This is a genomic window from Psychrobacillus sp. FSL K6-2836 (assembly GCF_038003085.1).
Taxonomy (GTDB): domain Bacteria; phylum Bacillota; class Bacilli; order Bacillales_A; family Planococcaceae; genus Psychrobacillus.
The window spans coordinates 915380-935944 of sequence record NZ_JBBOOM010000001.1 but is presented as its reverse complement, the minus strand read 5'-3'; the positions used below and the strand labels follow the sequence as shown (position 1 = coordinate 935944).

Genomic DNA, 20565 nt, shown 5'->3' with positions numbered 1-20565 from the left:
TTCCCATCCTCCTGTATCTCTATTATTTAGTTAAGTTTAATCTTTCTATTAAGAATTCTGCAATACCATCTTCGTTATTTGATAAAGTAACTTCGTTGGCAATAGTTTGAAGAGGACTTATAGCATTTCCCATCGCTACCCCAACACCAGCATAATCGATCATTTCTAAATCATTATCTTCATCACCAAATGCAATAATACGTTCCTGTGGAATATTCAAAAACTCGGATACATGTGATAATCCAACGGCTTTATTTAAACCATGCTTTACAATCTCAATGACATCCCATGGGGCACCCCAACGACGATGATCAATTACTTCTGCGTGTACATCTCTTAAATGCTGACGAACTAAATCGACTGAATCTTCTTCGGCATGGATTAGTAAACTAGTAGGGTCAGTTTTCAAAAGAGACTTTAAGTCTCCAGTTGTAACCTGTGGATTTCCTAATGAAAATGCAGAAAGTATTTTTTCATCGTGATAATGTAAATACACATCATCAAGTACCTCAGCTAGCATATTTTTGATGGAGTAACTTTCAACAGCCTCTACTACTTGTTTTACAACTTTTAAATCAATCGGAGTATGTAAAGTTTTCCATGAAGAATTTCTAGGATGATGAACAAATGCTCCATTAAAGTTTACAATTGGTGTACTTAAACCAAGCTCTTTATAATACATTTCACTGGATCTATATGGTCTACCAGTGGCAATCATAACTTCATGTCCCTCATTTTTTGCCTGTTGAAGTATGTTTTTAGTTTTTGCTGAAATTACTTTTTCATCGGTCAATAAAGTCCCATCTAAATCTAACACGATTAAATGCGGTTTCATAAAAAAACTCCCTTCTATCTTACTTTAAAGTGTATCGTTTTCAATGAGTAACGTCAAAATGAAAAAACAGTGGGGTTATCTTGCCCCCATCGGTAGAAAATAGAACTCAGCCAAATAACGCTGCCGTCCTGCAGCAGCCTGAGTGACCAACATCCTGTTGGTCCGTTAATGCGGGGGAAATCAGTCTCTTTGTGCTCGTGAAATTACTTTGGTAGAATAATAATAGAAGAAAGGCGGGATATCAATGATAGTCACTAATGAAGCATGGGGAAGCATTCCGTTATTACATATTTATAAAGAAGAAATAAAAGAGGATGCTCCAATTGTCATCTTTTTACACGGATTTGAAAGTGCGAAAGAACATAACCTACATTACGCATATCAGCTTGTTCAACAAGGATGCCGCGTCATTTTACCAGATGCACATTTACATGGAGAACGAGATGAAAAATTAGATGAAGTGGAAATAAGTTTACGCTTTTGGGAAATTGTTTTAACTTCCATTGAAGAAGTTGGTCTTATTCAACATGAATTAGAAAAACGCGGCTATTTAAACGGTCAAAAAATTGGTATAGGTGGAACGTCTATGGGTGGGATTACTACTTTAGGTTGTTTAACGGCATATCCTTGGTTTGATGCTGCTGCCATTATGATGGGAACACCTGGTTATGTAAAGCTTGCGAAAGCACAAATTGCTTCCGTAGAGCAAAAAGGATTTAAAGTCCCATTAAATGCAGACGAGAGAAAAAATATGTTCGACACCCTATCTACTTTTGACGCATCAAACCACCCGGACAACCTTATTGAAACACCATTGTTTTTCTGGCATGGAGAAAAGGATCCTGTAGTACCATATGAACCAACTGCCCAATTTATCGCTTCTCTTAGAAAACAATATAATAAACAGAATATAGTACTGATGAATGAAAAATCGGCAGGACACGCAGTATCACGAAAAGGATTGCTTGCTTCTATGAAGTGGCTTGCAAACAGTTTGGCATAAACGGATGAGTTTGTTATGATTGAGATATAAAGTGAAACTTCCATCAGCGGGGATTTTTTTCATCCTCACTGATGGAAAAAGGAACTCAGGCAAATACGCCGCATTGTGCGGCAATGCCTGAGTGACCAACATCTTGTTGGTCCAAACTAATCGGGGATTTACAGGCTGTTCATCCCTACCTATTTCCCTTGATTTTTACTTTAAAAGTTGAGTGGGTGTTATTACAGCCTGTTAAACCGGGACAAAATAGAGGAGGTTTTCAAAATGAGTCAAGATGCAGAACAAGATATGAAGGACAGTATGATGGCCGCTCTTGAGAACGTTATCGACCCTGAACTAGGCATTGATATTGTCAATTTAGGTTTAGTATATGATGTACAATTGGCAGATGAAGATATCGCAAAAGTTACGATGACATTAACATCAATGGGTTGCCCGATGGGTCCACAAATTGTCGATCAAGTAAAAACAGCACTTGGTGAACTACCGGAAGTAAAAGATACAGATGTAAATATTGTCTTTAATCCACCATGGTCAAAAGATAATATGTCCCGCTATGCTAAAATAGCACTTGGTGTAAGATAATAGCAATATATGTAAGAATAAAAAGTCGAATCCATAATAGGTTCGACTTTTTTTTTAGAAAGTATATAAATATTTAGGTTGAGCACTACTGGGTTCATGGGACTTTCAAGAATGAGTAATACTGGTAATTTCCGTTTCAGGCGGACGCGTTCCGCGAGGTGAGCGATAAGCCATCACCGCCGCTAACGCGTTCGTTGTGATGTTTATCAGCGTCACTCATCTCGCTGGAGTCGCCGCCTTTCACTACAACTAATTATGTGAGTAGTAACAAATTAAAAAAATTTAGCATAGCTTATCGCCAAGGTGATTAGATTATTCAAAGTAAATCTAAGGATAATATCGACATGTAATCTGTGTTACCAAACAGACTAGTTTACATTAGCTTCGGCGTCGATTTATGCTTAAAATAACACATGAGCGGATTGCGCTTAGGAACGTAGTAACGAGAAGATTGAAGCCATGCTGCGCGAATAGCGTTCGCCGTAACGGAAATCGCCGGAGTTTCTAGGTTCCTTTTCTTAATGCACTGGGCATTTTTTTCAAAGTTTTTCTTATTAGATAAGAATACTAGAAATGTTGATATTCAAATAATTGAAGAGAGAATATATATTTAGAGTGATACAAACCAAGTATTCATGCTGTTTAGCATTCTATTGTTAGTCGTTTTTATTAAAATAATAGAGCCTTACTACATTTTCGAGTGTAGTAAGGCTCTTTTTGTATAAAAAGTTAAGCAAAATTAATTTTTAAAAAATATCTTGACTTTTCTAAATATTTTAAATTATTATAATAATTAATATAACGTCATATGACGTTATAAAAAAACGGAGGTGTTTGTATGACGCAAGAGCAACTTACATTGGATGAGAATTTGAATAAGGTAGGTGAAGGAAAGAAAGTAGAAATGAGTGGAGAGCACTCTAGTCAAATAAAAAAAATAATTTCGGCTGTTAAAGAAAGGAATATTCAAAATATTTTCTTTGTAGCATGTGGTGGCTCAATGGCTTCGCTTTCATTTGGGGAGTATTTTATTAGTAAAGAAACAAATGTGCCTAGTTATGTTTTTACTTCAAATGAATTTATTCATCGGAATCCCAAAGGACTTAATGAAAATAGTCTTGTAGTAGTTCGATCTCATTCTGGTAATACACCTGAAACTGTTGAGGCAGCAAGTTTTGCAAGAGGTAAAGGTGCATTAACAGTCGCAATTTCGTTGCTTGTAGATTCACCTTTATGTAAAGAAGCAGAATATACAATGCATTATAATTATAAAGATGATTCAAACGCAATTGATTGTGAAGTTGGAATGTTTTATACATTCATTTTTGAATTATTACAAGTGCTCTCTCCTAATGAAAAATATTCTCGTGTTTTAAATCAGTTATCTAATTTAGATGAATTGTTGGCTAAAAATATTAAATTATTCTCTATAGCTGGGGATGAATTTGGAAAAAAATATAAGAGAGAAAACATAATTTATACGATGGCTAGTGGTGCTTATATTCATCATGCTTATTCTTTCACAAGTTGTTTGTTGATGGAAATGCTATGGATACATTCTAATGCTATTCATTCAGGAGAATTCTTCCATGGACCATTTGAGATAACAGACTACGACGTTCCTTTCCTAGTGATATTAGGGGATGGACCTAGTCGACCACTTGACCAAAGAGCTTTGGACTTCGTGAGAAAGTTTAGTGATAAAGTAGAAGTAGTAGATATTGAAACTTTAAACTACGAGGGAATCGATGAAGATTTGAAAGAATATTTTGGTCCTGCACTAACTGGAGCTGTATTACGTGTTTACGCTGATGGACTTGCTGAACATACAGGTCATCCTTTGTCTGTACGTCGATATATGTGGAAAATGGAATACTAATCTATTAACTAATCTTAGCTTTAAAATTATGGATCTATTTAACGAAGGGAGAGGAGTTTTATATTGAAGAAAATTCTTAGTCTTTTAACTTTATTAGTACTTGTTACATTAGTTTTAACTGCTTGTAGTTCTGATAAAGGGGCTACTACTCCTGCTAATGCTAGTGTGAATAATAAAGATGTAGTTGAAATTGACTTTTTTCATCGTTGGCCAAATGAACCAAGAAAATCATTTTATGATCAAAAAATTGCTGAATTCCAAGAAGCGCATCCTAATGTAAAGATAAATGTTGACTCAGTTTTAAACGATTCATATAAAGAGAAGATACGCGTATTGGTTTCAAATGATGGTCTACCAGATATCTTTTCTTCTTGGTCTCATAGTTTTGCTGAGAACCTTGTCAGCTCCGATCGTATCATGTCTTTGAATGATGTTATAAGTGAAGATACGGCATGGTCTTCCAATATTATGGAATCACAATTTGATGGATTCACTTTTAATGATGCAACTTATGGAGTTCCGTTCACGGTTGATGGTAAAGCCTTTTTCTATAATAAGTCTATTTTTGAGGAAAATAATATTCAGGTTCCTAAAACTTATGATGACTTAATTGATGCTCTTGATTCTTTACAAAAAGCTGGTTATGAAACACCTTTAGTGGAGGGGCTTACGAATACTTGGGCGATCTCTCACTATCTTGGTACTATTTTCCAACGTATAGTAGATCCAGAAATTCTTGCACAGGATTATACTACTCCGACTGCTAAATTTACTGATGAAGGTTACATTAAGGGATTAGAAATTTTCCAAGAACTTACTTCTTACATGGGCGAAGTTTCAACCGCAATCGATCATGAAGCAGCCAGAAACATGTTTGCCGCAGGAGAGGTGCCGATTCTTTATATGCAATTTGCTGAAGTTAAAATGGTACAGGATATTGGTGATGTAAATATTGGTTTCTTTAACTTCCCATCAATTGATGGAGGTAAAGGAGATCAAACTGCATTAACAGGTGCGCCAGAAGGCTGGATGCTCAGTAAAAATGCTCCACCAGAAGCTGTGGAATTCTTGAAATTTCTAACTTCACCTGAAACTGCTATGGAATTCACAAAAGCAGATGGTCAATTAAATGCGATTAAAGGGGGAATAACTGAAGAAAACGCAAATCCAACTAGTTTAGAAGCATATGATATCTTACTAGATTCTTCATCTACTGCAGTTTGGTTTGATAATGCTGTTGATATTAATGTGGCAGATATATTTATGCGTGGAGGTCAAAGTTTAGCTACGAAACAAATTACTCCTGCAGAGATTTTAAAAGAGGTTCAACAAGCAGTTCAGAAGCTTCAATAACATTTATTATTAATTTTAGGCCCTAATGTTCATGGAATATTAGGGCTTATTAAAAAGAAGGAAGGTTGCTTGTATGATTCTTAAAAGAATAAAACTAGTTCCTATGCTTTTTTTACTTCCTACCCTACTTTTTTTGGGCGTATTTGTATATATCCCAATAGTTCAAAACTTTTTTAACAGTTTTTTTGATTTTAGTGTTTTTTCTCAAACTAAAGAATTTATAGGATTTAGATATTTCAAAGAACTTTTCGAAGATAAAATTCTTATGACATCATTTGCAAATAATATTAAATACGCAGTGATTTCAGTAATTTTTCAAGTTTTTTTTGCTTTGATTTTAGCCACTATATTAGAAGATAAACTATTTAGAAGAATAGCTCCTACATTAAGAGTAATATATTTTATACCCGTTATGATTTCCATCTCAGTTATTGCTTTGTTATTTAGCTTTATCTATAACCCACAGATGGGATTATTAAATAGTTTCTTAGAATTAATTGGACTTGAAAGTCTGGCGAAGCCGTGGTTAGGGAATGCAACTACAGCGATTTATGCTGTGATCGCAATGTCACAGTGGCAAAGTGTTGGGTTCATTACAATGCTATTCATTGTGGCTATACAAAAAATTCCGAAAGACTTATATGAGGCCGCTGATATAGATGGTGCAGGTAGAATTCGAATGTTTTTTAATATTACAGTACCTCAAGTAAAAGAAACAATGTTTGTAAATGTTTTGATAACGGTTACAGGTTCAATGCTCGTCTTTAATGAACCGTACATTCTTACTAATGGTGGACCGGGTATTAGTTCAATGACATTATCTGTGCATATGTATCAACTTGGATTTATAAAAGACAATATGGGATATGCTTCAGCTGTAGCTACCCTTATCTTTGTAGTGACCGCTATATTTGCTTTAATCCAAATAAAAGTGTCTGGCACTGGAAAGGACGAATAAAATGACATTACTTAATACGAAAGAAGATGTTTTGAAGAGCTCTCCTGTTGCTCGGTATCAGAAAATACGCTCTAAGATAGATTTACGCAGCAAAATTTCTAAAAATATCTTTTTATTAGGTCTATTGTTTTTTGCTTTTATTGTTCTATATCCGCTTTATTGGATGTTCATCTCCTCTTTTAAAAGTTACGATGAGATTTACAATAATGTCTGGAGTTTACCATCTGTTTGGCATTTTGAAAATTATATTACTGCATGGTCACAAGGTATTTCAAGTTATTTTTTTAATAGCCTATTTGTAACAATCCTTACAATATTACTGGTTGTTTTAATTGGATCTATGGCGGCTTATTCATTGTCTCGATATAAAACTAAATGGATCAATGTTGCACTTATTTTTATCATTGGGGGTTTAATGATGAATCCTCAAGTAGCATTGATACCACTCTTTGAAATCCTAACATGGATGAATTTAATTAATACTCATTGGGCTCTGATTCTTACATATGTAGCGTATCGGCTTCCTTTAAGTATTATCTTAATACGTGCATTTTTCTTGAGTATCCCAAAAGAATTAGAGGAATCTGCAATCATCGATGGTTGTAGTGAGTTTGGAATTTATTATAGAATCTATCTTCCGTTATCTATACCGATTTTAATAACGACAGTTGTTCTAACTGCATATTTTGCATGGAACGAGTTTTTATTTTCTACTGTGTTTATTGATTCAAGTGCCTTAAAAACGATACCTTCAGGTTTAATGGGATTCCGGGACGCTCTTAGAACTGATTGGGGAGTGCTATTGGCTGGAATGGTAATAGCTTCAATCCCAATGATTATTTTATTGATTTTACTTCAAAAATATTTAGTTCGTGGCCTTTCTGAAGGCTCTGTGAAAGGATAGGGGTGAATAATATATGAAAATGATAGCTATAGGTGATAATGTTGCAGATTGTTACTTAGATCAACAGAAGTATTATCCAGGTGGAAACTGTGTAAATGTTGCTGTAAGTGCAAAGAAAAATGGGGCAGAACATGTATCTTATATTGGGATTTTTGGATCTGATGAGATAGCAAAACATATTGAATATGCGCTAGACCAAGAAGGAGTGGATCATTTACATTGCAGGTATGCATTAGGAATGAGTGGGCAGCCACAGGTTTCATTAACTGAGGAAGGGGAACGCATTTTTGTAGGGGGACCTAAAAACACGGTTCAACACATTTTCAAAATACAGCTTACGATGGAAGAGCTTAAATTTATAGCAGATTTTGATTTATGTCATGTTAGTGTTTATTCATCTATGGAGAGCGAGCTTGAAAAATTGTCAGATGTGATTGAAATTTCATATGATTTTTCAAATCAACTTGATTTGAACTATATTAGAAAAGTAGCTCCCTACATTTCATATGCCTTCTTTTCAGCATCCGAGTTGTCTACATTAGAATTAGAAGAGTTTGTAGATAGTTTGAAAGAATTTAGTTTCAAGGTAGTTGGTGTGACTAGAGGAGGGCATCCAGCTATGTTTATTTACAACGGTAAAATTTATTATCAAATATTAAGACCCATTTCTGTCAATGACACTATGGGAGCTGGAGATAGTTTAATAGGTGGCTTTTTAGTGAGTTTTTTATCCAATCATTCAATCGAAGAAGCGATTTCTATAGGAACCTTATCAGCTGAGAAAACATGTCAAATAGACGGTGGATTTGGTTATCCGCATAGTCTTTAAAGGATATTAATATAATCTCTCTCAATATTTATGTAAAATAACAATAAGTACATTTAATAGGAGAGATTTACATGAAAAAAAATACAACAGATATTACGAGTAATTCTAACTTTTTATATGATGAGATTAAGGCAAGTATTAAAGAAATGATTAAATCTAAAGGGATGCATGCTGGAGCGAAGATTCCTAATGAGTCTGAGCTCTGTGAAATGTTCGATGTTAGTAGAATAACAATTCGAAGAGCTATAAAAGAATTAATAGAAGAAAATGTGATAGAAGTGGTTCGGGGAAAGGGAACTTTTGTGAAGGCTAGCATAACTGAATTGCATATTTTAAATTTGAAGGGATTTACGGAAGGACTTTCTACAGAAGATAGAAATATAGAAAAACAAATTCTTTCTAAAAAAATAATTATAGATGAGGATAAAATTTCAAAAAAATTCATGCATATGTACACAAAATTTGTAGAACTTGTCAGACTGGTTAGCGATGAAGACGGACAACTAAGTTTAGATTATGCCTATCTTCCCACAGAATTATACCCAGACATAGAGAAGAAAATTGAAAATGAGACATCTACTTTTCAACTAATTAGGGAAGAGTATCATGTTCGATTTGCTAAAGTAAAAAAAGAGGTAGAATACCTTCATCCGACTCCAACTGTGTGTGAGCATTTAGGAATAAGTAGAGTTTCACCTGTCATTCTTGTGGAGAAAATTATTTGCGACAAATTAAATAAACCTCTTCACTATTCCAAGTACTATTTAGTTGCGGAGAGAGTAAAACTATTAATTGAAGCAGAGTATACAGATTAAATGAAGGAATCCCCTCAGTATAGGAGAGATTAAATGATTAAAGGTGTTATTTTTGATTTTGATGGACTCATATTAGATACCGAAACATATCAATATGAAATGTTTAAAGAAATTTTCAATACACATAGTGTAGAACTACCTTTTGAAAGATGGGTCAAGGGAATTGGTACTAAATCTAATTTTTCACTATTTGACTATCTAACGGAACACTCACTCACGAAATTCAATCTTGATGAAATAAAAGAAAAATTTAGAAAAGACTTTATCGAGGGACTTAAAAATGTAGATTGTCGCGATGGTATAAGAGATTATCTTGAAGAGGCAAGTAATCTAGGACTTAGCATCGGTTTAGCATCTAGTTCTAATTTTGAGTGGGTGAGTATGCACTTGAAAAACCTAGAACTCTTTGACTATTTCTCATGCATTAAAACATCGGATGATGTGGAAAAAGTTAAGCCTTCCCCTGAGTTATATATTAATACTGCAAAATGCTTAGGGTTGGACCCTAAAGAATGTATAGTATTTGAAGACTCTGCCAATGGAGCTATCGCTGCGAAAAGTGCAGAAATGAAGTGTGTTATCGTTCCGAATAGCATCACAAACAATATGAATTTTTGTGCTGTAGACCTTCGTTTAAAATCAATGAGTGATATATCGTTAAATGAATTGATTAAAGGTTTATAATATTTAATAACCATTTTAGTTATTAAAATGATACTTCCTTCTGTTATTTAAATTTTGCATTCCTTATTTAGGGAGTGCTTTTTTACTTATAAAATTGAACTAAAAGATCGACAGAATCTATTTCATTTAATTTTCTCTTCGGTATCATTATTCGAGACATAGGTCATAACCTCAAAAAGGGCTCGGGTTCCATATAAAACTATCCAATTTCCACTTAACAGATGCTATCACAATCTCCAATACATCAAAAAAAGCCACTGAAAATAGCTCAGCAGCTTCCCATACTAGTCAATTCGACAAATATAAAGTGGACAGTTATCACACTCTACTTCCGTGCGTAAAAATTGTAAATCATGAATCGTAATCATTCCTTTATCTAATGAAAGTATATCTTTTTTCTTTAGATCATTTAGAATTCGGTTTACGACCTCTCTACTCGTTGCGCAGAAGTTGGCGAGCTCCTGATTGGTCATTGCATAATCAATGAGAATGCTACCATCCTCCTGTTTTACCCCGTAAGTATTAGTTAATCGTATCAATGTGGACAATAATGCTCCTTTTTTTCCATGGAGCAACAAATCTCTAAAGCGAGTCTCATTTTTCAAATTATGCATTTGCATAACCTGAATCCATTCCATCATAAGAGACGAACAATCTGATAAATACTTTTCTAGCGTAGCACGTGGTAATACTAATAATTGAGTAGGTTCTATCGCATTAGCCGAAACAGAATGATACACAGTTTCGCAAAAAATAGAAGTTTCTCCGATAAATGAATCATTTCCTGTAATTCGTAAAGTCAATATTTTGCCGCTTTCTGTATCCTTACTAATGCGAACAGTACCTGTCTTGATGAGGTAGACGTCTTCTGCACTTTCCCCTTCTAAGAAAACAGGGCGATCCTTATCTACTTTTAAGTTAGCTCCAAATTGTTCGAACAGTGCATGTATACCTTGTGAATTGGAACTTTGTTCATTCATAATTATTACTTCCTTTCCTTCATTCACATTTGTTTTCATTTGTGCACTTTCTTTTATAATAGCATATTTTAATGCTTTATTTATTGAAAAATCAATAGTCATATTTCTTTACAAAGTTATTAGGAAGGACGTATACTTGGATTAGTCAAAGAAGGTCAAAGTATTTCATAAGGAGAGGTTTGCATATGCAAATGAAACAACAAGATGAAAAAAGTCCTTTAGAAACGTACGGTAGAAACCTAGTAACTGCAGTGAAAGAAGGGAAAATGGACCCTGTAATTGGTCGCGATCAAGAAATTAGAGATGTTATTCGTATTCTTTCAAGAAAAACGAAAAATAATCCAGTACTTATTGGAGAACCTGGGGTAGGAAAAACTGCCATTGTAGAGGGTTTGGCACAGCGTATTGTGCGTAAGGATGTACCAGAAGGTCTGAAAGAGAAGGAAATTTTTGAGCTTGATATGAGTTCCTTAATCGCGGGTGCAAAATATCGAGGAGAATTTGAAGAGCGCCTTCAAGCGGTTTTAAAGCAAGTGAAAGATAGTGAAGGACAAATTATTCTGTTTATCGATGAAATTCACACGATAGTCGGTGCTGGAAAATCGGATGGTGCAATGGATGCTGGTAATATGTTGAAACCAATGCTAGCGCGCGGTGAGCTCCACTGCATTGGAGCCACCACACTCGATGAGTATCGCATGTATATTGAGAAAGATCCGGCACTTGAAAGACGCTTTCAACAAGTGATGGTAAGAGAGCCTTCTATTGAAGATACCGTATCTATTTTGCGTGGACTTAAAGAGAGATTTGAGCTACATCATGGTGTGCGGATACATGATCGAGCAATTGTTGCAGCAGCCGAGCTTTCTAATCGCTATATTACAGAAAGATTTTTGCCAGACAAAGCAATCGATTTGGTCGACGAGGCTTGTGCGATGATCCGGACAGAAATCGATTCAATGCCTCAGGAGCTCGATGAAGTTACAAGAAAAATGATGCAGCTTCAAATTGAAGAACAAGCATTAATGAAAGAAAAAGATGCGGCAAGTCAAAAAAGATTAGAGCAGCTGCGTAAAGACTTGAAAGAACTAGAGGCATCTATTAGTGAAATGAGAAACAAATGGCAACAAGAAAAAGAGGCTATTCAAGTAATTCAGCAAAAACGAGAAGTATTGGATCGCTATCGTCGAGAATTAGAAGAAGCTGAAAATCAGTATGACTTAAACAAAGCAGCTGAACTTCGACACGGGAAAATTCCAACATTAGAAAAGGAACTCCAAGTGTATGAAAACCAAGTGAATGAAGATCCAGAAACTCGTCTATTACGCGAAGAAGTAACAGCAGAAGAAATTGCCTCCATCGTATCAAGATGGACCGGTATTCCTGTAACTAAACTGGTTGAAGGGGAAAGGGAAAAACTATTACGCTTAAAGGAAACATTAGGAGAGCGTGTAGTTGGACAAGATCAAGCAGTCCAGTTAGTTACAGAAGCTGTTTGGCGAGCAAGAGCAGGTATTAAAGATCCAAATAAACCAATTGGCTCTTTCTTATTTTTAGGACCTACCGGTGTCGGAAAAACAGAGCTAGCTAAATCTTTAGCAGCTAATTTATTTGACACTGAGGAGCATTTTATTCGTATCGATATGTCTGAGTATATGGAGAAACATAGTGTTTCTCGTTTAGTCGGTGCACCTCCAGGATATATCGGGTATGAAGAAGGTGGCCAGTTAACGGAGGCGGTTCGCAGAAATCCATATTCAGTTGTGTTGTTAGATGAAATAGAAAAGGCACATCCAGATGTAGCAAATATTTTATTGCAATTGATGGATGATGGGCGAATTACAGATAGTCAAGGTAGAATCGTAAACTTCACGAATACAATTGTTATTTTGACTTCAAATATTGGCTCAGGATATTTGGCGAATACAACGGGGAAAGTCACTGAACAAGAAGAGAGCCTCGTCATGAGTGCATTACATGAACATTTTAAACCGGAATTATTGAATCGTTTAGATGACATTATTATGTTCCACTCATTAACAACGGAACATTTTGTTAAGATTACAGAAAAATACGTGAAACAGCTTCAAAAACGATTACATGGACAAGAAATTGAGTTACAAGTAGATGAGTCGGTAATCCAGTGGATTGTTGAAGAAGGTACAGATGCCGCATTTGGTGCCAGACCATTGAAACGTTATATCCAGCGTTATTTAGAAACGGCAGTGGCCAAACTTCTAATCGGCGGCACCGTTCTACCAGGCAGTAAGGTAGTGGCTAAAATGGAAGAGGATGAACTGAAAGTATTGAGTGAAATTTAATCTAGTTTAGTGAAAATTTAGCCATAGATAAATCACACATAAACCGTGGTTTATCTATGGTTTTTTTTACGAATGAAAGTAAAAGGTTAACTTTAAACACAAGAAATCGCGTAAAGTCAGTGATGTCTCTCGTATATGTATGATTCTCTCTCGGATAACCTGTAATCACTCTCGTATACGACCAGCAATCTCGTATAGCCAGTGATGTCTCGCGTATATGTATGATTCTCTCTCGGATAACTATCAATCACTCTCGTATACGACAAGCACTCTCGTATAGTCAGTGATGTCTCTCGTATATGTATGATTCTCTCTCGGATAACCTGTAATCGCTCTCGTATACGGCAAGCACTCTCGTATAGCCAGTGATGTCTCTCGTATATGTATGATTCTCTCTCGGATAACCTGTAATCACTCTCGTATGCGGCAAGCACTCTCGTAAAGTCAGTGATGTCTCTCGTATATGCACGATTCTCTCTCGGATAACCTGTAATCACTCTCGTATACGACAAGCACTCTCCTATAAAAACTAACCCTACAAAATCCATAGGAATCTCAACAACATAAAAACAGCCCTCCAGTTGGAAGGCTGTTTTTTAGTGATGTGCTTTAGCTGCTGGTTCATTAGGAATGATTGCAGCGATAATCATAACCAAAATTGCAACTGGAATGGACATGTAGATACCATCCATGAATACAAACTCAACGTTTTGAACAGAGCTCACTACGTAATTTAACATAGAAACCAAAAGTACTGACCAAAATACAGTCATAATATAGTGCATGTAATTTCACCTCGGGCGCAAATTTTTTCTATATTTATCATACCATAGCATAGCATATTACAAAAGAATATTTAGTGAAACAAACTCTGTTGTTGAAAAATATACATATATTCGTTATTATTAATACCAGGTACTAATAATAGATTATAAGAAAAGAGGAACATTCATGAATGCAGGAATAATTGGTTTAGGTACATATGCACCTGAACATGTATTGACAAATGAAGACCTTGAAAAAAGAATGGATACATCTGACGAATGGATTAGAACGATGACTGGTATAGAAGAACGAAGAATTGCGGGAGAAGATGAAAATACATCTCATATGGCTGTGAAAGCTGCAAAAGAAGCAATAAAAGATGCAGGAATTACTGCCGATCAAATTGGGTTGATAATTGTAGCAACAGTAACTCCAGATCGCCCATTTCCAAGTGTTTCAACTATGCTACAAGAACAACTTGGTGCAACAAATGCAGCGGCAATGGATTTATCGGCAGCATGTGCAGGATTTATATACGGACTAGTAACAGCGAAGCAATTTGTTGAGACAGATACTTACTCACACGTACTTGTAGTGGGAGTAGAAAAACTATCTAAAATTACTAATTGGGAAGATAGAAACACGGCAGTTCTATTTGGAGATGGTGCTGGTGCTGCAGTAGTAAGCAAAGTTTCTGCAGGACGGGGAATTTTATCATTCGAACTTGGTGCTGACGGTAGTGGTGGTAAGCATTTATCGCAAGAAGGTCCACATCTTCAAATGAACGGACGAGAAGTTTTTAAATTTGCTGTAAGGCAAATGGGTGAATCTGCGGTAAATGTAATAGAAAAAGCTGGATTAGACAAAGAAGAAATTGATATGCTAATTCCACACCAAGCAAATATTCGTATAATGGAATCGTCAAGAGAAAGACTAGGGTTACCTATTGAGAAAATGTCTAAAACCATTCACAAGTATGGTAATACATCCTCTGCTTCCATACCTCTTTCTTTAAATGAAGAAGTAAAAAATGGCAAAGTAAAAGATGATGATACAATTGTAATGGTTGGTTTTGGTGGAGGTTTAACATGGGGTGCAATTGCATTAAAATGGGGAAAATAAACGTACAATTTGGAAGGATGAATAATTCATGACAAAACGCAGAGTAGTAGTAACAGGCTTAGGTGCTGTTACACCACTAGGTAATGATATTGAAACAACGTGGTCGGGTATTAAAGAAGGTAAATCTGGTGTAGGTATGCTGACAAGACTAGATGCATCACAGTTTGCGGCTAAGGTTGCAGCTGAAGTAAAAGATTTTGATATTGAAAAGTATATTGAAAGAAAAGAAGCACGTAAAATGGATCGCTTTACCCATTATGCATTAGCTGCTTCAATCATGGCCGTGGAAGATGCAAATCTTACAATTACAGAAGAAGTTGGCCTTCGTACGGGTGTGTGGATTGGTTCTGGTATAGGTGGGATGGAGACGTATGAGGCTCAATTCCGTGTCTTTTTAGAAAAAGGGGCAAGACGAGTAAGTCCATTTTTTGTTCCAATGATGATTCCAGATATGGCAGCAGGTCAAGTATCTATTCATTTTGGTGCCAAGGCTATTAATTCATGTTCAGTAACAGCTTGTGCTTCTGGCACAAACTCAATTGGAGATGCATTTAAGGTGATTGAACGTGGGGATGCAGACGTAATGATTACAGGTGGAGCAGAATCTCCAATTACTCATATGTCAGTAGCAGGATTTGTATCAAATACTGCCCTTACGTTAAATACAGATCCTGAAAAAGCTTCTCGCCCATTCGATGCAAATCGTGATGGATTTGTAATTGGAGAAGGTGCAGGGATTATTATTTTAGAGGAATATGAACATGCCATAGCTCGTGGTGCGAAAATTTATGCAGAAATTATCGGATATGGTTCCACAGGTGATGCGCATCATATTACTGCTCCAGCTCCAGGAGGAGAAGGTGCCGCGCGTGCGATGAAACAAGCACTAGACGATGCTACAATTTCACCAGAGCAAGTCGATTATATTAATGCACATGGAACAAGCACACCGTATAATGATCATTTTGAAACAATGGCTGTGAAAACTGTATTTGGAGAACATGCATATAAACTTGCGATGAGTTCTACAAAGTCAATGACGGGTCATCTTTTAGGAGCTGCAGGTGGAGTGGAAGCAATCTTCACTGTATTGGCATTAAAAGAAGGAATCTTACCGCCAACGATGAATTTAGAGACGCCTGATCCTGAATGTGATTTGGATTATGTGCCAAATGCTGCAAGAAATGCCGATATCGAATTCGCTATGAGTAATTCATTAGGTTTTGGTGGACATAATGCAAGTATTTTATTCAAAAAAATATAAAGCTTTTCTGATTAAGCATTTCCAAGTTAAAATTTGGAAATGCTTTTTTTTTGCTTAAAAATTCATTGCTTTAAAGTGTTGAAACACTAGTGTTTTAGAGAGTAACATAACATTTTCTTGATATATTTTTTAAAAAAATAACAAATAATCATTAATCAGAAAAATATTTCTAATTATCTAAAAATGTCAAAATGACTTGGTATTACAAGACTTAAAACATATCCTAATTTTCAAAAAAGAGTAAATTAAGGGAATAATAAAAAAATAATATTGCGATTGTAACAGAACTGTAATAGAATTTAACAATAAGATAACAATACACAGAAAAGTATAAAAATTTATAATCTATTATCCTTCTAATAATATTGATGAGCGATGACTGAAAGGAGTAATACTTTGAACAACCTAGATCAGCTTTTAACGATAAAAGACTTACATACTGGTTTTCGCATAAAGGATACATATTATGATGCGGTGGATGGTGTATCCGTAACCTTAAGAAAAAATGAAATACTTGCGGTGGTTGGTGAGTCTGGCTGTGGAAAATCTACTTTAGCAACTTCTATTATCGGATTGTACGATCATAACAAGACAAGAGTTCAAGGAGAAATTTTATATAAAGGGCAAAACCTTGCACTATTGGAAGAGGAAAAGTTAAATAATGTTCGTGGAGAAGAAATAGGAATGATTTTCCAAGACCCATTATCAGCTTTAAATCCATTAATGAGGATTGGGGAGCAGATTGAAGAAGGTCTTGTGTATCATACTAAAATGACAAAACAAGAGCGAAGTAACCGTGTAATAGAACTGTTAAAACAAGTAGGAATACCAAACCCTGAACGAATTTCTAGACAGTTTCCTCATCAGCTTTCAGGTGGGATGAGACAACGTGTTATTATCGCGATTGCCATTTCTTGTAAACCAAATATCATTATTGCTGATGAACCGACAACTGCACTTGATGTTACTATTCAGGCTCAGATTCTGGATCTGCTAAAAGAACTTCAAAAAGAAACAGGAGCAGGTATCGTATTAATCACACATGATTTAGGTGTAGTAGCTGAAACGGCAGACCGTGTTGCGGTAATGTATGCTGGTCAAATTATTGAAGAGGCCCCTGTGGAAGAATTGTTTGCAAATCCGAGACATCCATATACACGTTCTCTACTAAATTCTATTCCTCAAATGAATAGTGAGAATGAGAAACTTCAAGTAATACAGGGGATGGTTCCGTCGTTAGTAAAATTACCGAGAGTAGGATGTAGATTCGCGGAACGTATACCGTGGATTCCGGCTAAGGCACATGAGGAAAATCCAACATTGCACGAAGTATCTCCCGGACATCTTGTTAGATGTACTTGCTGGCAACATTTTCACTTTGAAAGTGAAAAAGGAGGTAATTCCCTATGAGTTTCATGCAAATTAATGACTTAAAAGTGCATTACCCGATTCGTGGGGGATTTTTTAATACAGTAGTAGACAATGTGCATGCTGTAGATGGTATAAACCTAGAGTTTGAAAAAGGGAAAGCTTATGGGTTAGTAGGTGAATCAGGTTGTGGGAAATCCACAACTGGAAAATCTATAATTGGATTAGAAAAAATTACATCTGGAAGCATTATTTATGAAGGTGAGAATGTTACAAACAAAGCGAGAGGGCGAAATTCAGCCTATAATCGAGACATTCAAATGATATTCCAGGATGCACATTCGAGTCTAAACCCTCGTAAACGAGTGCAGGATATCATCGCAGAACCTATAAGGAATTTCTTAAAACTTTCTCCTGGTGAAGAAAGAAAAAGAATTAATGAATTACTAGCGATTGTAGGTATGAGCGAAGAAGCAAGACTTAAATATCCACATGAATTTTCAGGTGGGCAAAAGCAGCGTATCGGTATTGCAAGAGCTATAGCTAGTAATCCAAAGCTAATCATTGCGGATGAACCGGTATCGGCACTCGATTTATCGGTTCAAGCACAGGTTCTTAATTTCTTAAAAGATATCCAAGACGAATTTGGCTTAAGTTATTTATTTATATCCCATGATCTTGGAGTAGTTAAACATATGTGTGATAATATCTCGATTATGTATAAAGGTCGCTTTGTAGAGACTGGTAATAGAAAAGACATTTATACAAATCCTCAACATATATATACAAAGAGATTACTTTCAGCAATACCAGAAGTAAACCCAATGGATCGAGAAGAGCGAAAGAAAATTCGAAGAGCAGTAGAAGTAGATTATTTAACAAATCACCATAATTATTATGATGAAAATGGAAGAGTATATGATTTACAAACTATTTCCGAAACCCACCAAGTAGCAACAAGTGCTCAGAATAAAGGGGGCATATAATATGTGGAAAACGATTGTTAGACGTGTTCTTGTAATGATTCCACAATTATTTGTACTTAGTCTTTTAATATTCATTATGGCAAAGTTTATGCCTGGGGATCCTTTTACTGGACTGATTACTCCAGAAACAGATCCTGCCAGAGTAGAAGAACTTCGTATTAAAGCAGGTTTCTACGATCCCTGGTATGTGCAGTATGTGAACTGGATTGGAAATGCTTTTCAAGGTGATTTTGGTCGTAGTTACACATTTAACGTGCCCGTATCGAATCTAATAGCAGGTCGTGCCATAAATACATTGTGGTTATCTTTGCTAAGTGTCTTTTTACTATACTTACTCGCTATTCCTTTAGGGGTTTTAGCAGGTAGATTTCAAGATTCTTTCCTAGATAAATCAATTGTATTTTATAGCTTTATAGTTTTTGCAATACCAACATTTGTATTAGGACTTATCAATCTGTTCTTCTTTGGTTATGAACTAGGCTGGTTCCCTACAAGTGGGACGGTGGATATTAAATACGAGTCCGGAAGTGCTGGGTTCGTATGGAGTAAGTTTTATCATATTTTATTGCCAGCAATTACGTATGCCTTGCTTGCTACTACTGGAATTATCCAGTATTTACGTTCAGAAATTATCGATTCTAAGTCGATGGATTATGTACGAACCGCTAAAAGTAAGGGAATTCCGATTAACAAAGTATACTCTCGTCATATATTCCGTAACTCGTTGTTACCCATTGCAGCATTTTTAGGTTTCACGATTACAGGACTTTTAGGTGGTTCTATCTTTATTGAAACCATTTTTGGGTATCCGGGTATGGGAAAATTGTTCGTTGAGGCTATAAACGGGCGTGATTATAGTGTAATTACAGCACTTGTTATGCTTTATGGATTCTTAACATTATTAGGAAGTCTATTATCCGATATCATCATGAGCATTGTTGACCCTCGAATTAGGATTGACTAACAAAAATAATGGATAAGGAGAGTCCGAATAATGAAAAATACTGAAGCTATTGAACCAAAAGAGATAAAAGTAAGCTCTCCGCCGACAGGTTTTCAAGTAATCGCGCGGGAGTTTATGAAAGATAAATTAGCTATGTTTTCACTGATATCGTTAATCATCGTAATTGGAGGCATCTATTATTGGGCATGGCAAATCGACCAAACCCAATTGATGCGAATAAGTCTCCGAGATAAGTTAGCAGAACCAGGAGAAAAATTCTTTTTAGGTGCCGATAAAGGTGGGCGTGATATCCTTGGGCAACTAATTGTAGGTGCACGAAACTCTTTAACAATTGCGATAGTAGTAACGCTCATTACAGGTTTTGTTGGAGTTGTTATCGGACTAGTTTGTGGTTATTTTGGAGGATGGATTGATAATATCTTTATGCGAATTATTGATTTCTTCATTACAATTCCATCATTGATGATCATTATTGTATTTGTAACTATTATTCCTAAATATTCTATTGTCGAGTTTATCCTAATCATGAGTTTATTTCTCTGGGTTGGTACAGCAAGGCTGATAAGGAGTAAAGCACTCTCCGAAAGTAGAAGAGATTATATTAGTGCTTCGAAAACCTTAGGTACAAGAAATATTGTCATAATTTTTAAAGAAATGATGCCGAATTTAAGTTCTATATTAATAGTAGACATGACTTTAAACTTTGCAGGAAATGTGGGACTAGAAACTGGACTATCGTTTTTAGGATTTGGTTTACCACCTTCGACACCGAGTTTGGGGACACTTGTAAGTTATGCTACAGATCCATTCATTATGGAAAATGCATGGTGGAATTGGTTGCCGGCAGCATTATTAATCTTATTTCTTATGTTAGCGATCAATTATGTTGGTCAGGCCATTCGACGATCTGCCGATGCACGTCAACGTCTTGGTTAAATTCGTTATTAAAC

At 35.7% G+C, this 20565-nt stretch carries 19 protein-coding genes; 16 read left to right on the top strand and 3 right to left on the bottom strand.

All coding sequences use genetic code 11. The features are described from left to right. Positions 1-22: 22 nt before the first annotated feature. Positions 23-835 (bottom strand): Cof-type HAD-IIB family hydrolase, encoded by an 813-nt coding sequence (locus MKY37_RS04585; protein ID WP_340774261.1) that lies wholly within the window; start codon positions 833-835, stop codon positions 23-25. 244 nt (positions 836-1079) lie between these two features. Between MKY37_RS04585 and MKY37_RS04580 the strand changes: the two genes are divergently transcribed. The 9 genes from MKY37_RS04580 to MKY37_RS04540 all read left to right on the top strand — a co-directional run bounded on the left by MKY37_RS04580 (position 1080) and on the right by MKY37_RS04540 (position 9845). Beyond that, entirely contained in the window at positions 1080-1838 is a 759-nt protein-coding gene (locus MKY37_RS04580; protein ID WP_340774259.1) for a prolyl oligopeptidase family serine peptidase, read from the top strand. A gap of 264 nt (positions 1839-2102) precedes the next feature. Continuing rightward, on the top strand, positions 2103-2423 hold the full coding sequence (locus MKY37_RS04575) for a metal-sulfur cluster assembly factor (RefSeq protein ID WP_211893390.1): 321 nt from the start codon (positions 2103-2105) through the stop codon (positions 2421-2423). An 838-nt stretch (positions 2424-3261) separates the two neighbouring features. Further along, positions 3262-4302 (top strand): SIS domain-containing protein, encoded by a 1041-nt coding sequence (locus MKY37_RS04570; protein ID WP_340774254.1) that lies wholly within the window; start codon positions 3262-3264, stop codon positions 4300-4302. 63 nt (positions 4303-4365) lie between these two features. Continuing rightward, entirely contained in the window at positions 4366-5655 is a 1290-nt protein-coding gene (locus tag MKY37_RS04565; protein WP_340774252.1) for an ABC transporter substrate-binding protein, read from the top strand. Between the two features lie 76 nt (positions 5656-5731). Beyond that, positions 5732-6613: a carbohydrate ABC transporter permease gene (locus MKY37_RS04560; protein ID WP_340779842.1), complete on the top strand. Its 882-nt coding sequence runs from the start codon at positions 5732-5734 to the stop codon at positions 6611-6613. A 1-nt stretch (position 6614) separates the two neighbouring features. After that, positions 6615-7517: a carbohydrate ABC transporter permease gene (locus tag MKY37_RS04555; RefSeq protein ID WP_340774249.1), complete on the top strand. Its 903-nt coding sequence runs from the start codon at positions 6615-6617 to the stop codon at positions 7515-7517. A 13-nt stretch (positions 7518-7530) separates the two neighbouring features. Beyond that, positions 7531-8346, top strand: coding sequence for a PfkB family carbohydrate kinase (locus tag MKY37_RS04550; RefSeq protein ID WP_340774247.1), 816 nt, complete (start codon positions 7531-7533; stop codon positions 8344-8346). Between the two features lie 71 nt (positions 8347-8417). Continuing rightward, positions 8418-9161 carry a GntR family transcriptional regulator gene (locus tag MKY37_RS04545; RefSeq protein ID WP_340774245.1) on the top strand — a complete coding sequence of 248 codons (744 nt, stop codon included), beginning with the start codon at positions 8418-8420 and terminating at the stop codon, positions 9159-9161. A 33-nt stretch (positions 9162-9194) separates the two neighbouring features. Further along, a complete protein-coding gene (locus MKY37_RS04540; protein ID WP_340774243.1) occupies positions 9195-9845 on the top strand; it encodes an HAD family hydrolase in 651 nt (216 codons plus the stop codon). A 284-nt stretch (positions 9846-10129) separates the two neighbouring features. Here the strand turns inward: MKY37_RS04540 and MKY37_RS04535 are convergent, their stop codons facing one another. Next, positions 10130-10927, bottom strand: a complete 798-nt coding sequence (locus MKY37_RS04535) for a Crp/Fnr family transcriptional regulator (RefSeq protein WP_340774241.1) — start codon at positions 10925-10927, stop codon at positions 10130-10132. An 83-nt stretch (positions 10928-11010) separates the two neighbouring features. On the opposite strand from MKY37_RS04535, the gene MKY37_RS04530 reads away from it, so the two are divergent. Beyond that, positions 11011-13146 carry an ATP-dependent Clp protease ATP-binding subunit gene (locus MKY37_RS04530; protein ID WP_340774239.1) on the top strand — a complete coding sequence of 712 codons (2136 nt, stop codon included), beginning with the start codon at positions 11011-11013 and terminating at the stop codon, positions 13144-13146. Positions 13147-13742: 596 nt separating this feature from the next. Here the strand turns inward: MKY37_RS04530 and MKY37_RS04525 are convergent. Further along, a complete protein-coding gene (locus MKY37_RS04525) occupies positions 13743-13931 on the bottom strand; it encodes a YjzD family protein (RefSeq protein ID WP_340774237.1) in 189 nt (62 codons plus the stop codon). A gap of 166 nt (positions 13932-14097) precedes the next feature. Between MKY37_RS04525 and MKY37_RS04520 the strand changes: the two genes are divergently transcribed. The 6 genes from MKY37_RS04520 to MKY37_RS04495 all read left to right on the top strand — a co-directional run bounded on the left by MKY37_RS04520 (position 14098) and on the right by MKY37_RS04495 (position 20551). Next, positions 14098-15033 carry a beta-ketoacyl-ACP synthase III gene (locus MKY37_RS04520; protein WP_340774234.1) on the top strand — a complete coding sequence of 312 codons (936 nt, stop codon included), beginning with the start codon at positions 14098-14100 and terminating at the stop codon, positions 15031-15033. 28 nt (positions 15034-15061) lie between these two features. Next, positions 15062-16297 carry a beta-ketoacyl-ACP synthase II gene (gene fabF, locus MKY37_RS04515; protein ID WP_340774231.1) on the top strand — a complete coding sequence of 412 codons (1236 nt, stop codon included), beginning with the start codon at positions 15062-15064 and terminating at the stop codon, positions 16295-16297. 396 nt (positions 16298-16693) lie between these two features. Further along, on the top strand, positions 16694-17707 hold the full coding sequence (locus MKY37_RS04510; protein WP_340774229.1) for an ABC transporter ATP-binding protein: 1014 nt from the start codon (positions 16694-16696) through the stop codon (positions 17705-17707). After that, positions 17704-18651, top strand: coding sequence for an ABC transporter ATP-binding protein (locus MKY37_RS04505; protein ID WP_340774227.1), 948 nt, complete (start codon positions 17704-17706; stop codon positions 18649-18651). Before MKY37_RS04510 ends, MKY37_RS04505 begins: the two co-directional genes overlap by 4 nt. Position 18652: 1 nt before the next feature. Next, on the top strand, positions 18653-19615 hold the full coding sequence (gene opp4B, locus MKY37_RS04500) for an oligopeptide ABC transporter permease (protein ID WP_340774224.1): 963 nt from the start codon (positions 18653-18655) through the stop codon (positions 19613-19615). A gap of 30 nt (positions 19616-19645) precedes the next feature. Beyond that, positions 19646-20551 carry an ABC transporter permease gene (locus MKY37_RS04495; RefSeq protein ID WP_340774222.1) on the top strand — a complete coding sequence of 302 codons (906 nt, stop codon included), beginning with the start codon at positions 19646-19648 and terminating at the stop codon, positions 20549-20551. Positions 20552-20565 lie beyond the last annotated feature (14 nt).

Coding starts and splice junctions, on each gene's coding strand:
- fabF (WP_340774231.1), top strand. CDS start 15,062: ATGACAAAACGCAGAGTAGTAGTAACAGGCTTAGGTGCTGTTACACCA.
- MKY37_RS04540 (WP_340774243.1), top strand. CDS start 9,195: ATGATTAAAGGTGTTATTTTTGATTTTGATGGACTCATATTAGATACC.
- MKY37_RS04545 (WP_340774245.1), top strand. CDS start 8,418: ATGAAAAAAAATACAACAGATATTACGAGTAATTCTAACTTTTTATAT.
- MKY37_RS04505 (WP_340774227.1), top strand. CDS start 17,704: ATGAGTTTCATGCAAATTAATGACTTAAAAGTGCATTACCCGATTCGT.
- MKY37_RS04520 (WP_340774234.1), top strand. CDS start 14,098: ATGAATGCAGGAATAATTGGTTTAGGTACATATGCACCTGAACATGTA.
- MKY37_RS04535 (WP_340774241.1), bottom strand. CDS start 10,927: ATGACTATTGATTTTTCAATAAATAAAGCATTAAAATATGCTATTATA.
- MKY37_RS04575 (WP_211893390.1), top strand. CDS start 2,103: ATGAGTCAAGATGCAGAACAAGATATGAAGGACAGTATGATGGCCGCT.
- MKY37_RS04585 (WP_340774261.1), bottom strand. CDS start 835: ATGAAACCGCATTTAATCGTGTTAGATTTAGATGGGACTTTATTGACC.
- MKY37_RS04495 (WP_340774222.1), top strand. CDS start 19,646: ATGAAAAATACTGAAGCTATTGAACCAAAAGAGATAAAAGTAAGCTCT.
- opp4B (WP_340774224.1), top strand. CDS start 18,653: ATGTGGAAAACGATTGTTAGACGTGTTCTTGTAATGATTCCACAATTA.
- MKY37_RS04580 (WP_340774259.1), top strand. CDS start 1,080: ATGATAGTCACTAATGAAGCATGGGGAAGCATTCCGTTATTACATATT.
- MKY37_RS04530 (WP_340774239.1), top strand. CDS start 11,011: ATGCAAATGAAACAACAAGATGAAAAAAGTCCTTTAGAAACGTACGGT.
- MKY37_RS04525 (WP_340774237.1), bottom strand. CDS start 13,931: ATGCACTATATTATGACTGTATTTTGGTCAGTACTTTTGGTTTCTATG.
- MKY37_RS04550 (WP_340774247.1), top strand. CDS start 7,531: ATGAAAATGATAGCTATAGGTGATAATGTTGCAGATTGTTACTTAGAT.
- MKY37_RS04570 (WP_340774254.1), top strand. CDS start 3,262: ATGACGCAAGAGCAACTTACATTGGATGAGAATTTGAATAAGGTAGGT.
- MKY37_RS04555 (WP_340774249.1), top strand. CDS start 6,615: ATGACATTACTTAATACGAAAGAAGATGTTTTGAAGAGCTCTCCTGTT.